This window comes from Streptomyces sp. NPDC018263, from assembly GCF_055562575.1.
Genome location: NZ_JBVHFA010000008.1, coordinates 218,455 through 233,294, shown reverse-complemented (window position 1 = coordinate 233,294; position 14,840 = coordinate 218,455). Strand labels below are relative to the sequence as shown.

The following is a 14,840-nucleotide window of genomic DNA, read 5'->3' as shown; positions in this document are numbered from 1 at the left end:
AGCGCATCGCTCCCCGAACGGTGCGGTAATGGTGGCAGGGCCCGTACTGTGGGTTCTGTCGCAGGATCGGTGAGCTGGAGTCCGTCAGAAGGGGGCGCGCGAAGCCCATGAGCGGTGTCATGAAGCGTATGGGGATGATCTTCCGCGCGAAGGCGAACAAGGCCCTTGACCGGGCCGAGGACCCGCGCGAGACCCTCGACTACTCGTACCAGAAGCAGTTGGAGCTGCTCCAGAAGGTGCGGCGCGGTGTCGCCGACGTGGCGACCTCCCGCAAGCGCCTGGAGCTCCAGCTCAACCAGTTGCAGCAGCAGTCCGGGAAGCTGGAGGACCAGGGCCGCAAGGCCCTCGCGCTCGGCCGGGAGGACCTCGCCCGCGAGGCGCTGTCCCGCCGCTCCGCCCTCCAGCAGCAGGTCACGGACCTTCAGACGCAGCACGCCACCCTCCAGGGCGAGGAGGAGAAGCTGACCCTCGCGGCCCAGCGCCTCCAGGCCAAGGTGGACGCCTTCCGTACGAAGAAGGAGACCATCAAGGCCACCTACACCGCCGCCCAGGCGCAGACCCGTATCGGGGAGGCGTTCTCCGGCATCTCCGAGGAGATGGGCGACGTGGGCATGGCGATCCAGCGGGCCGAGGACAAGACGGCCCAGCTCCAGGCCAGGGCCGGCGCGATCGACGAGCTGCTCGCCTCCGGCGCGCTGGACGACCAGTCCGGCATGGCCAAGGACGACATCCAGGCCGAGCTGGACCGCCTCTCCGGCGGTTCGGACGTGGAGCTGGAGCTCCAGCGGATGAAGGCCGAGCTGGCCGGCGGCTCCTCCGGCAGCCAGCAGGCCATCGAGGGCGGGACGGGCGGTCAGCAGGCTCAGCAGCAGCCGCAGGACACCCCCCGCTTCGACAAGCAGTAGCCCGCCGCCGGGACCCGAGCCGAGGAGGCCGTAGTGATCGTACGGATCATGGGTGAGGGCCAGGTGAGGCTGGACGACTCCCGCTTCCCTGAGCTGAACGCGCTGGACGACGAACTGCTCGCCGAGGTCGAGGGCGGTGACGAGGAGGGCTTCCGGCGCACCCTGCACGCGCTGCTGGAAGCCGTCCGGAAGCTGGGCACCCCGCTCCCGGACGACTCCCTGGAGCCCTCCGAGCTGATCCTGCCCGCCCCGGACGCCACCGTGGCGGAGGTCCGGGAGATGCTCAGCGACGACGGGCTGATCCCCGGCTGATCAGCCCGGGTCCACGTCAGCCCAGTGTGAAGACGGTGGAGCGGGACTTCTGCCACTCCGGGTGGGCGAGGTCCTTGGCCTGGGTGCCGTCGCCGTAGAGGTCGGCGCTGCCGTCGTCGGTGATGAGCTGGACCCGGCCGCCGGACACGTCCAGGTCGGGCACCGACACCACGGACTCCCAGCCGCCCGCGTCCGCCGTGGGCAGGTCCAGCACCTTCACCGGCTGGTGCCCGGCCACCCCGTCCCAGCGGTACAGGGCGTAGGGCGCGCTGTTGTCCTCGGCCGCCCAGGACCCGGCGACGATCAGGTACTGCCCCTTGTCGTTCCGGCGCAGATCACGCACCGAGAGACCGCCGAGGTCCAGCTCGACGGGGGTGCCGAAGGCCGCCTTCGTGCCCCGGACCACCTGGTCCATGTTGGTCACCGGCACGATCAGCGCCCTCCCGCCGCTGCTCGGCGGTACCAGCGGGGCGCGGAAGCCGACGTAGGCGGTGGTGGTGGAGCCGGGCGCGAACTCCAGGCCCTCCACGTTGAGGCCGTCCACCTGCTTGGGGGTCTGGCCGTCGGCGGTGGCGGCCGCGAAGCCGTACCGGTCGCCGTTGGCCTTGTCCCAGGCCACCAGGTCGTCCCGCAGCCTGTGTCCGGCGGTGCCGAAGGCGACCGACGTGGTGGCGCCGGAGCCGGAGAGAGTGGTGGTGAAGACCGTGTTCCGGTCCGGCTTGTACTCGCCGTCCTTGTTGTTGCCGAGCGAGCCGGTCCAGTAGACGGTGTTCCCGGCGCGGGCCGCGCCCTCGATGTCCACCTCCTTGTCGGCGCCCAGCGCGGAGGACAGGTCCCAGCTCCTCACCGGCGCGCCCGAGGCCGAACCGTCGTACAGGCGCAGGGTGTTGTCCTCGTCGTTGGCCACCAGGACATAGCCGCCCCCCGCGTCCACGGCGGCGGAGGCGTCCGAGGCGCCGGTGAGGTAGCGGGCGTCGGCCGGGCGCTGGACGGCGGGGGAGGCCGCGTAGTGCAGGGTCGTGGTGGCGGACTTGCCGTCGGCGCCGGTCACCTTGAGCGTGAGGTCGGCGTACCCCTGGGCGCGGGCGGTCACCGCGACCGTACGGCTGCCGCCGGTGCCGGTGACCCGGACGTCCCCGGGGCCCGCCACCGTGCTGCGGCTGCTCCTGGACGCCGTCACCGTCAGCCCCGAGGCGTCCGCGCCGCTCTGCGCGACGGTCACCGTGACCACCGGGTCGCCGGTCGCGCCGACCGCGCCGGACAGGTAGGCGGCCGACAGCTTGATCGTGGGGGTGCCGGTGGACGCCGCGTGCACCGTGCCGGCCGGGCCGAGCACGGCCAGCAGGGCGACCGCGGTGGCGGTGGGGAGCAGACGGGAGACGGGAGGGCGCACGGTCACTGCCTTTCGACGACGACGCATCCGGTCCGGGCGGCCCGCATGCCGGTGAGAAGGCTCGGGCGGCCCGGCCAACGGCGGGCGTCCACCACGGGTATCCCCGGCGAACACCGCCCGACACCTGACGCCCCCCACCGCGGCCCACCCGTACCCGGACTTTCCCGGCGCCCCGTACTGTTCACCGGGTGAGCACTCTGCGACGCGCCCGGCACCAGTTCACGGCGCACCCCCTCACACTCGACGCGGTCATCGCGGGGGCCGTGCTGCTGTGCATGATCAGCAGCGCCTTCGCCGCACCGGACGGCGACCACGGCGTGGACTGGGGCGCCCGGCCGCCGGGCGTCCTGAGCCTGCTGCTGATGGTCCTGGCCGCCGCCGCCCTCGTACTGCGCCGCCGCTCCGCGCTCGCCGTACTGGCCGCCACCGGCACCTTCGCCCTGGTCGAGTGCGTCACCGGCGACCCGCGCGCCCCCGTGGCGATGACCACCGTCATCGCCCTGTACACCGTCGCCTCCACCACCGACCGCGCCACCACCTGGCGGGTCGGCCTGCTCACCATGACCGTGCTGACGGCCGCCGCCATGCTAGCCGGACCACTGCCCTGGTACGCGCAGGAGAACATCGCCCTCGTCGCCTGGACCGGCATCGGCGCCACCGCGGGCGACGCGGTGCGCAGCCACCGCGCCTTCGTCCAGGCCATCCGGGAGCGCGCCGAACGCGCCGAGCGCACCCGCGAGGAGGAGGCCCGGCGCCGGGTCGCCGAGGAACGGCTGCGCATCGCCCGCGAACTGCACGACGTGGTCGCCCACCACATCGCGCTGGTCAACGTGCAGGCGGGCGTCGTCGCCCACGTCATGGACCGGCGCCCCGACCAGGCCAAGGAGGCCCTCGCGCACGTTCGCGAGGCCAGCCGCTCCGCGCTGGACGAACTGCGCGCCACGGTCGGCCTGCTCCGCCAGTCCGACGACCCCGCCGCGCCCACCGAACCCGCCTCCGGCCTCGGCCGCCTCGACGAACTCGCCGGGACCTTCCGCAACGCCGGGCTGCCGGTCCAGGTGGCCCGCGCCGACCAGGACACCGAACTCCCGGCCGCCGTCGACCTGGCCGCCTACCGGATCGTGCAGGAAGCCCTCACCAACGCCCACAAGCACGCCGGGGCCGGCGCCAAGGCCGAGGTCAGTGTCGTACGGGTCGGCCCGAACATCGAGGTCAGCGTGCTGGACGACGGCGCCGGAGCCACCGGGGCGACCGGCACCGGCGGCGGGCACGGGCTGCTCGGCATGCGCGAGCGGGTCACCGCGCTCGGCGGCACCCTCACCACCGGCCCCCGGTACGGCGGCGGCTTCCGCGTCCATGCCATCCTGCCGGTCCAGACCCGTGCCGGGGCCGAGAGGAAGCCCGTATGACCATCCGTGTCCTGCTCGCCGACGACCAGGCGCTGCTGCGCAGCGCGTTCCGGGTGCTGGTCGACTCCGAGCCCGGCATGGCCGTGGTGGGGGAGGCGTCCGACGGCGCCGAGGCGGTCCGGCTGGCCAAGGAGTGCGCCGCCGACGTCGTCCTGATGGACATCCGGATGCCCGGCACCGACGGCCTCGCCGCCACCCGCATGATCGGCGCCGACCCGGCCCTGGCCCACGTCCGGGTGGTCATCCTGACCACCTTCGAGGTCGACGACTACGTGGTACGGGCGCTGCGCGCGGGCGCCTCCGGGTTCCTCGGCAAGGGCAGCGAGCCCGAGGAACTGCTCACCGCGATCCGGCTCGCCGCGAGCGGAGAGGCGCTGCTGTCCCCGGCCGCCACCAAGGGCCTGATCGCCCGCTTCCTCGCCCAGTCCGACGCCCCCGCCCCCGACCCGGCCCGGCTGGCCAGGCTCGACGCGCTCACCGTCCGGGAGCGCGAGGTGCTCGTGCTGGTGGCCGGCGGGCACTCCAACGACGAGATCGCCGAGCGTCTCGAGGTCAGCCCGCTCACCGTGAAGACGCACGTCAACCGGGCCATGGCCAAGCTGGGCGCCCGCGACCGGGCCCAGCTCGTCGTCATCGCCTACGAGTCCGGGCTGGTCCGCCCGAGGTCGGACTGACCCCCGGCCGCCCTACTGCGCGGGGAGTACCGGCCCGCCCCCGAAATGGACCTGGGGCCTACGGGCAGGGCCCCGGCGATGGACCAGGGTGTGAGGTGGGCGCACAGACGCGTCCCGCCGCAGCTTCTGCCGCTCACAGAAGAGAGACCCTGTCCCATGTCCTGGCTGTCCCGCTTCAGCCTCGCGCAACGGGCCCTGATCGGCCTGATGTCGCTCATCGCGCTGGTCTTCGGACTCATCGCGATACCCCAGATCAAGCAGCAACTGCTGCCCACCATCGACCTGCCCATGGTCTCGGTGATCGCCCCCTACCAGGGCGCCTCGCCCGACGTGGTGGAGAAGCAGGTCGTCGAACCCATCGAGGACAGCCTCCAGGGCGTCGACGGCGTCACCTCGGTCACCTCCACCGCCAGCGAGGGCAACGCCGTGATCATGGCGTCCTTCGACTACGGCAACGACACCAAGCGGCTCGTCACCGACGTCCAGCAGGCCGTCAACCGTGCCCGTGCCCAGCTCCCGGACACCGTCGACCCCCAGGTCGTCTCCGGCTCCACCGACGACATGCCGACCGTGGTGCTCGCCGCGTCCTCCGGCACCGACCAGCAGGCGCTGGCCGACAAGCTGGACCGTACGGTCGTCCCCGCGCTGAAGGACATCGACGGCGTCGGCCGGGTCCAGGTCACCGGCGTGCGCGACCTCCAGGTCGCCGTCACCCCCGACGACGCCAAGCTCGCCAAGGCCGGGATCGGCCCGGCCGCGCTGATCCCGGCGCTCCAGGCGGGCGGCGCGTCCGTCCCGGCGGGCTCCTTCGACGAGAACGGCGCCAACCGCACCGTGCAGGTCGGCGGCGGCTTCACCTCGCTGGACCAGATCAAGGACCTGCGCGTCGCGGGCCAGGGCGGCAAGCCCGTACGCCTGGCCGACGTGGCGACCGTCGCGGAGCGGCCGGCCCCGGCCGACTCGCTGACCCGGACGGACGGCAAGCCGAGCCTCGCCGTCAACGTCACCATGGACCACGACGGCAGCGCCGTCGCCATCTCCGACGCGGTCGAGGACCAGCTTCCGAAGCTCCGGGCCGACCTCGGCAAGGACGCGAAGCTCACGGTCGTCAGCGACCAGGGGCCCGAGGTGTCCAAGGCCATCGACGGCCTGACCACCGAGGGCGCGCTCGGCCTGCTGTTCGCCGTGCTGATCATCCTGGTCTTCCTGGCCTCGGTCCGCTCCACGCTGGTCACCGCGGTCTCCATCCCGCTCTCCGTGGTGCTGGCGCTGCTGGTGCTGTGGACGCGTGGTCTTTCGCTGAACATGCTCACGCTGGGCGCGCTGACCATCGCCATCGGCCGGGTCGTGGACGACTCGATCGTGGTGCTGGAGAACATCAAGCGGCACCTCGGCTACGGCGAGGAGCGCAAGGAGGCCATCCTCGGCGCCGTCCGCGAGGTCGCCGGCGCGGTCACCTCCTCCACCCTCACCACGGTCGCCGTCTTCCTGCCGATCGGCCTGGTCGGCGGCATGGTGGGCGCCCTGTTCGGCTCGTTCAGCATCACCGTGACGGCCGCCCTGCTGGCCTCGCTGCTGGTGTCGCTGACCGTGGTGCCGGTGCTGTCGTACTGGTTCCTGCGCGCCCCCAAGGGCACCCCCGAGGACGCCGAGGAGGCCCGCCGCCGGGCCGAGGAGAAGGAGGCGAACAGCCGCCTCCAGCGCCTCTACGTCCCCGTCCTGCGGTTCGCCACCCGGCGCCGGCTGGTCAGCCTGCTGATCGCGGTCGTCGTGCTGTTCGGCACCTTCGGGATGGCCGGGCTGCTGAAGACCAACTTCTTCGACCAGGGCGAGCAGCAGGTCCTCACCGTCAAGCAGAAGCTGAAGCCCGGCACCAGCCTCGCCGCGACCGACGCCCAGGCCCGGCGGGTGGAGAAGCTGCTCGGCGGGATCGACGGCATCAAGGACTACCAGGTCACCGTCGGCTCCTCCGGCTTCATGGCCGCCTTCGGCGGCGGCACCGACACCAACCAGGCGTCGTACCAGATCATGCTGAAGGACTCCGGCTCCGCCGCCGACGTGCAGCGGGAGCTGGAGGACGGGCTGAAGAAGCTGGACGGCGCGGGCACCACCACCGTCTCGGCGGGCGCGGCCTTCGGCAACCAGGACCTCAGCGTCGTGGTCAAGGCCGCCGACCCCGCGACCCTGCGCACGGCGGCCGAGAAGGTGCGCTCCACCGTGGCCGGCCTGGACGACGTCACCGACGTCACCAGCGACCTCGCGCAGAGCGTGCCGCGCATCTCGGTGCGCGCCAACGCCAAGGCGGCCGCCGCCGGGTTCGACGAGCAGAAGCTCGGCGCGGCGGTGGCGCAGTCGGTGCGCGGTGTCCCGGCGGGCAAGGCCGTCCTGGACGACACCGAGCGCGACGTCGTCGTACGGTCCGCCCACCCGGCCGCCACCCTGGCCCAGTTGAAGGACCTGCGGCTCGGCGCGGTGAAGCTCGGTGACATCGCCACGGTGAAGCTGGTCGACGGACCGGTGTCGATGACCCGGATCGACGGTCAGCGCGCGGCGACCGTCACGGCCAAGCCGACCGGGGACAACACCGGCGCGGTCAGCGCCCAGCTCCAGTCGAAGATCAAGGCCCTGAAGCTCCCGGCGGGCGCCACGGCCGAGATCGGCGGGGTCTCCTCCGACCAGGACGACGCCTTCAAGAACCTGGGTCTGGCCATGCTGGCGGCGATCGCCATCGTGTTCATGCTGCTGGTGGCGACGTTCCGCTCGCTGATCCAGCCGCTGATCCTGCTGGTCTCCATCCCGTTCGCGGCGACCGGCGCGATCGGCCTGCTCATCCTCACCGGCACCCCGATGGGCGTCCCGGCGATGATCGGCATGCTGATGCTCATCGGCATCGTGGTGACCAACGCGATCGTGCTGATCGACCTGATCAACCAGTACCGCTCGCAGGGGCACGGGGTCGTCGAGGCCGTCGTGGAAGGCGGCCGGCACCGGCTCCGCCCGATCCTCATGACCGCCCTGGCGACGATCTTCGCCCTTCTGCCGATGGCGCTCGGCGTCACCGGCGAGGGCGGCTTCATCGCCCAGCCGCTGGCGGTCGTGGTGATCGGCGGCCTGATCACCTCCACCCTCCTGACCCTCCTCCTCGTCCCGACGCTCTACGCGATGGTCGAACTCCGCAAGGAACGCCGTGCGGCGAAGAAGGCGGCGAAGCGGGCGCCGGAGGCCGAGCAGCACTCCTCGGACGAACCGGAGACGGCCGGAGTCTGACCGGCACCACCCAGAGCGGAGGCCCGTCGGACACCCTCAAGGTGTCCGGCGGGCCTCCGTCGTACGCGGGCAACCTACGGCAGCGCCAGCATCCGCTCCAGGGCCAGCTTGGCGAACGCCTCCGTCTCGCGGTCGACCTCGATGCGGTTGACCAGGGTGCCCTCGGCGAGGGACTCCAGGGTCCAGACCAGGTGGGGGAGGTCGATGCGGTTCATGGTGGAGCAGAAGCAGACCGTCTTGTCGAGGAAGACGATCTCCTTGCCCTCGGGCGCGAACCGGTTCGCCAGCCGCCGGACGAGGTTCAGTTCGGTGCCGATGGCCCACTTGGACCCGGCCGGAGCCGCCTCCAGCGTCTTGATGATGTACTCCGTCGAGCCGACGTAGTCCGCCGCGGCCACGACCTCGTGCCGGCACTCGGGGTGGACCAGGACGTTCACGCCGGGCACCCGCTCCCGCACGTCCTCGACCGACTCCAGGCTGAACCGCCCGTGGACGGAGCAGTGGCCGCGCCACAGGATCATCTTCGCGTCGCGGAGCTGCTCGGCGGTGAGCCCGCCGTTCGGCTTGTGCGGGTTGTAGAGGACGCAGTCCTCCAGGGACATCCCCATGTCGCGGACGGCGGTGTTGCGGCCGAGGTGCTGGTCGGGCAGGAACAGCACCTTCTCGCCCTGCTGGAACGCCCACTCCAGCGCCCGCTCGGCGTTGGAGGAGGTGCAGATGGTGCCCCCGTGCTTGCCGGTGAACGCCTTGATGTCCGCGGAGGAGTTCATGTACGACACCGGCACGACCTGCTCGGCGACGCCCGCCTCGGTCAGCACGTCCCAGCACTCCGCGACCTGCTCGGCCGTGGCCATGTCGGCCATCGAGCAGCCGGCCGCGAGGTCCGGCAGGACGACCTTCTGGTCGTCGGTGGTGAGGATGTCGGCCGACTCGGCCATGAAGTGCACACCGCAGAACACGATGTACTCGGCGTCCGGGCGGGCGGCCGCGTCACGGGCCAGCTTGAAGGAGTCACCGGTGACGTCCGCGAACTGGATGACCTCGTCGCGCTGGTAGTGGTGGCCGAGGACGAAGACCTTGCTGCCGAGCTTCTCCTTGGCCGCGCGGGCACGCGCCACGAGGTCCGGGTCGGACGGCTCGGGCAGATCGCCGGGGCATTCGACGCCCCGCTCGCTCCTCGGGTCGGCCCCGCGGCCGAGCAGCAGCAGGGCGAGCGGAGACGGCTGTACGTCGAGCTGCGGGGACTGGGCGGTGGTCACGGCACCTACCCTTTCTACTTTTCGTCTAACTGACGTTATCTATCATAACCGCTTCACGTCACTTTGACGATGGCGATAGCGTCCATGTGACGTGAATCCCGGCTTCTCCGGCACCGGCCCGCTGCCCCCTCTTCCGCCCGTGTGCGAGCATGAAGGGAGAGCGAAACGCGGCCAGACGGTCCGCCCGGCCCGGAATGAATCGGCCGGCGCGCCGGTTGCACTGGTCGGAAAGCAGTCTCCGTACAACTTGGGAGAGATGTAGATGTCCGTATCGGACGAGACCAGCACCGTCACCGACGGCATCATCGTGACCGACGCCGCCGCGGCCAAGGTCAAGGCGCTGCTCGACCAGGAAGGCCGGGACGACCTCGCCCTGCGGGTGGCCGTCCAGCCCGGCGGCTGCTCCGGTCTGCGCTACCAGCTCTTCTTCGACGAGCGCTCGCTCGACGGCGACGTCGTGAAGGACTTCGACGGCGTCAAGGTCGTCACCGACCGCATGAGCGCCCCGTACCTGGGCGGCGCCACCATCGACTTCGTGGACACGATCGAGAAGCAGGGCTTCACGATCGACAACCCGAACGCGACGGGCTCCTGCGCCTGCGGCGACTCCTTCAGCTAACCGGTCCCACAGCCGGGACACGACGGCGGCGGCCCCTCCTGGCGAGGGGCCGCCGCCGTCTTCGTGTGCGGAGGTGTCAGCGGGGCAGCAGGCTGTGCTCCGCCTTCGGGACCCGGTCGCCGTCGGCGCCGACCACCGCGCGGTCCGCGAGGGGGGCGTCCAGGGAGACGGTGCGGGCGTACTCCTTGGCCATGGCGACGCAGTTGCCCGGCTGCGGCTTCTCGGTGACCGTGACCGTCACCCGGCCCGCGCTCTCGTCCGCCGACGCGCGGTACTCGGAGCACACGCCGCCCATGAAGCGCACGGTCACCTTCCGGCCCTCGGCGCGGTACCCCTGCACCTTCACCCCGCGCTCCTTCGGCGCCTCGGTGGCCGGCGAGGCGAGGTACTCCGGGTCGACCGCCGGGTGCGCCACGGTGAAGCCCCCACGGGCCGCCGAACCGCGCACCTCGAACAGCCAGGACGGTACGAGGGCCCGGCGGCCGTCCACCGACTGCGCGGCCAGCCCGAACACCGCCTTCTCGACCGTCACCGAGTCCGTCGTGGGCGCGGCGGGTGAGCCGGTGCCGGCGCCGCACGGCTGCTCCAGCCGGTCCTTCAGCGGCACCGGGCTCGCACAGCCGCCGATGCCCGCCCGGTGGCCCGGCGCGGGCCGCTTGTTCATCAGCTTCACCGTGTCGGCCGCGCCCAGCACGGGGTACGTGTCGCCCTTCGTGAGCCGCGCCAGCATGCCGTGGCCGCCGACGATGTCACCCTTCTCGTCCACGGTCAGGCCGGTCGTCCAGCCGTAGGTGGGCAGACCGTCCACCACCGGGTCGGCGTTCACCACCCGCCTTGCGCCCATCACCTGGTTCGCGTCGACCTTCGCGCCGTCCTGCCCGAGCGCCTTCAGCACCGGCCGCGCCACCCGCTCCGCCTCCGCCGTATTGACCGGCTCGTCCGCCGGGGCGGCCGGGTCCTGCGCGCAGACGGTGATCTTGCGACAGTTGTCGGTACCGGGCGCATACCGGGCGTACGACCAGTCGGCGCCGGTGACCCGCAGCACGGGCCCGCCCTCCCGCTCTCCGGCCCGCCAGCCGTTCCCGTCGGCCACGGGGGTGCCGTCGATCCCCAACGCCTGTGCCAGCCGGGCTACTTGGTCTTTGCCGGCCTTGTCCTCCGCGAGGTGGACGGGGGCGGAGCGGGGGCCGTCGGGGAGGTCGCCTTCGACGACGTAACGGACGCTGCCGTTGGGGTCGGGCTCGCCGACGGCGATACCGGCTCGGCCGGTGCCGGTGCCGGTGCCGGTGCCGGTGTCAAGGGCGAGCGGCGGGGGAGCGCCGTTGCTCCCGGCCGGCTTCGCGTCGGCCCCGGCCCCGGAGGCCAGCCAGGCGCCCCCGCCGCCGACGAGCAGCACGGCGGCAGCGACAGAGGCGACGATCGCGGCGGTACGGGGGCGTCCGGCGGGGCCTTCCCGGCCGGCCCGTTCGACAGCGGGAACATCACCCACGGCCTCCGGGCTCCCCAGAGCCTCCGCCGCCTCGGCGAAACCCCGGCGCTCTGCCACCTCCGCAGCCCCTGCCGCGTCCGCGTCCTTGGGGGCCTTGGGGGCCTTGGGGGCCTCCAGGCTCTCCGAGGGGCCCGCGGCTCCGGAGGTCTCCGGGCTCTCTGCGGGCCAGGGGGTCTCGGGGCTCTCCGTGGCGTTCGCGGCCTCAGGGGCTTCCTGAGCATCCGCGGTCCCGTCGGCCGCCGGGTCCTCCGACGCCTCCGTGACCTCCCGACGCTCTGCTGCCTCCGCGGTCGCGGGGGTCTCCGGGGCGCCCTCGGTTGCGTCGGCCTCCCGGCCTTCCGTGTCCCCCTGTGCCGCCGATGCCTCTGCTGCCTCCGCGGTCGCGGGGGTCTCCGGGGCGCCCTCGGTTGCGTCGGCCTCCCGGCCTTCCGCGTCCCCCTGTGCCGCCGATGCCTCTGGTGTCGCCGAGGTCGCCGCAGGGCCCTCCTCCGACTTCGACCGGTCCGGGTTCTCGGGTCGCTCCGTGGTCACCGCATCGCTCCTCGCTGCTCGTGCCCCGCGTCTCCCGCGCGGGGGACGGCGGTGGGACGCGTGAGGGGGGCGCGCGGTTCCCTGCCGCGCGCCCGGCGAAGAACCCCGTCGAACCGCCGGAGGCAGCCTCAGTCGCCGTAGTCGGACATCGCGTCCACCAGCCGGGCCGAGCGGACCGGAACCCGGACCCCGTGGATCAGCGAGGGCGGGACAGGGCGGGTGACCTGGTGCTCGGGCGGAGCCCAGTGCGGAGCCATACGGGCGCAGTCGCCGCGCAGCGCGGGGAGGTCCACTTCGAGGTCGTCGGGCCTGAGGTTCGTCATGAGCGCACCGTAGGCACGGCGAGGGCGGTGAAGAAAGATCTACTATCGGGTAGTTTTCCCCGCTTCAGCGGGTGCCCGATTACGGGTAGCGTGAACTGTCAGCTCCCCCTCCCGCCAGGAGAACGCCTGCCGTGCGCATCGCAGTCACCGGCTCCATCGCCACCGACCACCTCATGACCTTCCCCGGCCGCTTCGCCGACCAGTTCGTAGCGGACCAACTGCACACGGTCTCGCTCTCCTTCCTCGTCGACAACCTGGACGTGCGCCGGGGCGGCGTGGGCGCCAACATCGCCTTCGGCATGGGCCAGCTCGGCACCCGGCCGATCCTCGTCGGCGCCGCGGGCTTCGACTTCGACGAGTACCGCTCGTGGCTCGACCGCCACGGTGTGGACACCGAGTCGGTCCGTATCTCGGAGACCCTGCACACCGCACGCTTCGTGTGCACCACCGACTCCGACCACAACCAGATCGGCTCCTTCTACACCGGCGCCATGAGCGAGGCCCGGCTGATCGAGCTGAAGACGGTCGCGGACCGGGTCGGCGGCCTCGACCTCGTCCTGATCGGCGCCGACGACCCGGAGGGCATGCTCCGCCACACGGAGGAGTGCCGCTCCCGGTCCATCCCGTTCGCCGCGGACTTCTCCCAGCAGATCGCCCGTATGGAGGGCGAGGAGATCCGGATACTGCTGGACGGCGCGACGTACCTGTTCTCCAACGAGTACGAGAAGGGGCTCATCGAGTCCAAGACCGGCTGGAGCGACGAGCAGATTCTCGCGAAGGTCGGGCACCGGGTGACCACGCTCGGCTCGCGGGGTGTGCGGATCGAGCGGGTCGGCGAGGACCCGATCGAGGTCGGGTGCCCCGAGGAGGAGCGCAAGGCCGACCCCACCGGTGTCGGCGACGCCTTCCGCGCCGGGTTCCTGTCCGGGCTCGCCTGGGGGGTCTCGCACGAGCGTGCCGCTCAGGTCGGGTGCATGCTGGCGACGCTCGTCATCGAGACCGTGGGTACGCAGGAGTACCAGCTCCGGCGGGCGCACTTCATGGATCGGTTCACGAAGGCGTACGGCGAGGACGCGGCTGCTGAGGTTCGTGAGCACCTGAGCTGATTGCTCGCCTCGACGGGTCCGTGGTTCGCTGCGGGCCCGTCGTGGCTTGTCGCGCCCACGCGGCGGAGCCGCAAATCCAATGCAGCCCCGCGCCCCCGATCAGCTCGGCCCCCTGATCAGCTCAGCCGGCGGACGACGTAGGCACTGCCCCGCTCCGCCTTCTCCTCGCCCACGTACTCCTGGCCCCGCATCTCGCACCAGGCCGGGATGTCCAGGCGGGCCGCCTCGTCGTCCGACAGGACCCTCACCGTGCCACCCACGGGGACCTCGGCGAACACCTTGGCCAGTTCGATCACCGGGATCGGGCAGCGCTTGCCGAGGGAGTCGACCACCAACTCGGCCGCCCGTTCCTCCACCTGGGGCTCCGGAGCGCCGAGCTGGGCGCGGACCCCCGCCACCACCCCCGGCAGCACCTCCAGGAAGCGGTCGACCTCCTCCGACGCGACGCCCAGCGGCAGCGACACGCGGACGTTGCCCTCGCTCAGTACCCCCATCGCCCTGAGCACATGGCTCGGTGTCAGGGTGCCGCTGGTGCAGGAGGAGCCGGAGGAGACGGAGAAGCCGGCCCGGTCCAGCTCGGACAGCAGCACCTCCCCGTCGACGTACAGGCAGGAGAACGTGACGATCCCCGGCAGCCGCCGCTCGGGATCGCCCACCACCTCCACGTCCGGCACCAGGCGCGGCACCCGTGCCCGAATCCGCTCGGTCAGCGCCCGCAGCCGTACCGCCTCCGCGTCGGCCTCGGCCCGTACCGCCCGCAGCGCGGCCACCGAGGCCACGATCGCCGGGATGTTGCCGAAGCCGGCGACGCGCCCCGACTCCCGTTCCTCGCCCGGGCCCTGCGCCGCGAAGCGCACGCCCTTGCGCACCACCAGCAGGCCCACGCCCGAGGGGCCGCCCCACTTGTGCGCGCTTGCCGTCAGCAGCGACCAGCCCTCGGGCACCGGTCCCCAGCCCAGCGACTGGGCCGCGTCCACCAGCAGCGGCACCCCGGCCGCCCGGCACGCCCCGGCCACCTCGGCCACCGGCTGCACCGTGCCCACCTCATGGTTGGCCGACTGCAGACACGCCAGCGCGGTGTCCGCCCGCAGCGCCTCCGCGTACGCCGACGGGTCCACCGCTCCCGCCCGGCTGACGCCCACTCGGGTGACAGCACCGCCCCCGGCCTCGAACGCGTCCGCCGAATGGAGGACCGAGGAATGTTCGACCGCTGACACGATCAGGTGACGTCCGACGCGTCGCCGCCCGGCCAACGCCCCCGCCACACCGTCCTGGACGGCCCGCGTCCCGGACGAGGTGAACACCACCTCGTCCGCCCGGCACCCCACCGCCTCGGCCGCCGCCTCCCGCGCCGCGTCCAGCAGCATCCGGGCCCGCCGCCCCTCGCGGTACAACCGCCCCGGATCGGCCCACCCCTCGTCCAAAGACGCCAACAACGCCTGACGAGCGACAGGATGAAGAGGAGCACCGGAAGCAACATCGAAGTAGGCCACACGGCCACGGTAGAACGCCGGTCCACCGGTCCCACCCAGGGGCGCGGGGAACTGCGCGAC

General features: G+C 72.3%; 12 protein-coding genes. 7 read left to right on the top strand and 5 right to left on the bottom strand.

Translation table 11 applies throughout. The features are described 5' to 3' along the window. Positions 1 to 107 precede the first annotated feature (107 nt). Both ACZ3HQ_RS23915 and pspAA read left to right on the top strand, forming a co-directional pair. Complete coding sequence (locus ACZ3HQ_RS23915) at positions 108 to 905, top strand: PspA/IM30 family protein (RefSeq protein WP_467513890.1); 798 nt, start codon at positions 108 to 110, stop codon at positions 903 to 905. Positions 906 to 938: 33 nt separating this feature from the next. Beyond that, the gene (pspAA, locus tag ACZ3HQ_RS23910) at positions 939 to 1,217 is read left to right on the top strand and encodes a PspA-associated protein PspAA (RefSeq protein ID WP_467513889.1); all 279 of its coding nucleotides are present in this window, start codon (positions 939 to 941) and stop codon (positions 1,215 to 1,217) included. 16 nt (positions 1,218 to 1,233) lie between these two features. On the opposite strand, the gene ACZ3HQ_RS23905 is transcribed toward pspAA, so the two are convergent. After that, entirely contained in the window at positions 1,234 to 2,610 is a 1,377-nt protein-coding gene (locus ACZ3HQ_RS23905; protein ID WP_467513888.1) for a DUF3616 domain-containing protein, read from the bottom strand. Positions 2,611 to 2,798: 188 nt separating this feature from the next. Between ACZ3HQ_RS23905 and ACZ3HQ_RS23900 the strand changes: the two genes are divergently transcribed. From ACZ3HQ_RS23900 to ACZ3HQ_RS23890, 3 genes are all read left to right on the top strand, one after another. After that, the gene (locus tag ACZ3HQ_RS23900) at positions 2,799 to 4,019 is read left to right on the top strand and encodes a sensor histidine kinase (protein ID WP_467513887.1); all 1,221 of its coding nucleotides are present in this window, start codon (positions 2,799 to 2,801) and stop codon (positions 4,017 to 4,019) included. After that, the gene (locus ACZ3HQ_RS23895; RefSeq protein ID WP_161204475.1) at positions 4,016 to 4,693 is read left to right on the top strand and encodes a response regulator; all 678 of its coding nucleotides are present in this window, start codon (positions 4,016 to 4,018) and stop codon (positions 4,691 to 4,693) included. The genes ACZ3HQ_RS23900 and ACZ3HQ_RS23895 overlap by 4 nt, the downstream gene beginning before the upstream one ends. Positions 4,694 to 4,849: 156 nt before the next feature. Continuing rightward, positions 4,850 to 7,960, top strand: a complete 3,111-nt coding sequence (locus ACZ3HQ_RS23890) for an efflux RND transporter permease subunit (protein WP_467513885.1) — start codon at positions 4,850 to 4,852, stop codon at positions 7,958 to 7,960. A 74-nt stretch (positions 7,961 to 8,034) separates the two neighbouring features. Here the strand turns inward: ACZ3HQ_RS23890 and nadA are convergent, their stop codons facing one another. Further along, a complete protein-coding gene (gene nadA / locus ACZ3HQ_RS23885) occupies positions 8,035 to 9,219 on the bottom strand; it encodes a quinolinate synthase NadA (protein WP_467513883.1) in 1,185 nt (394 codons plus the stop codon). A 262-nt stretch (positions 9,220 to 9,481) separates the two neighbouring features. On the opposite strand from nadA, the gene erpA reads away from it, so the two are divergent. After that, positions 9,482 to 9,838 carry an iron-sulfur cluster insertion protein ErpA gene (gene erpA / locus ACZ3HQ_RS23880; RefSeq protein ID WP_030807593.1) on the top strand — a complete coding sequence of 119 codons (357 nt, stop codon included), beginning with the start codon at positions 9,482 to 9,484 and terminating at the stop codon, positions 9,836 to 9,838. Between the two features lie 76 nt (positions 9,839 to 9,914). On the opposite strand, the gene ACZ3HQ_RS23875 is transcribed toward erpA, so the two are convergent. Together ACZ3HQ_RS23875 and ACZ3HQ_RS23870 are read right to left on the bottom strand one after the other, a co-directional pair. After that, entirely contained in the window at positions 9,915 to 11,858 is a 1,944-nt protein-coding gene (locus tag ACZ3HQ_RS23875) for a hypothetical protein (protein ID WP_467513881.1), read from the bottom strand. A 128-nt stretch (positions 11,859 to 11,986) separates the two neighbouring features. Next, complete coding sequence (locus ACZ3HQ_RS23870) at positions 11,987 to 12,181, bottom strand: hypothetical protein (protein WP_467513880.1); 195 nt, start codon at positions 12,179 to 12,181, stop codon at positions 11,987 to 11,989. Between the two features lie 131 nt (positions 12,182 to 12,312). Between ACZ3HQ_RS23870 and ACZ3HQ_RS23865 the strand changes: the two genes are divergently transcribed. Continuing rightward, positions 12,313 to 13,287, top strand: coding sequence for a carbohydrate kinase family protein (locus ACZ3HQ_RS23865; protein WP_467513878.1), 975 nt, complete (start codon positions 12,313 to 12,315; stop codon positions 13,285 to 13,287). 116 nt (positions 13,288 to 13,403) lie between these two features. On the opposite strand, the gene ACZ3HQ_RS23860 is transcribed toward ACZ3HQ_RS23865, so the two are convergent. Then, on the bottom strand, positions 13,404 to 14,780 hold the full coding sequence (locus ACZ3HQ_RS23860) for an aminotransferase class V-fold PLP-dependent enzyme (protein WP_467513877.1): 1,377 nt from the start codon (positions 14,778 to 14,780) through the stop codon (positions 13,404 to 13,406). Positions 14,781 to 14,840: the final 60 nt, after the last annotated feature.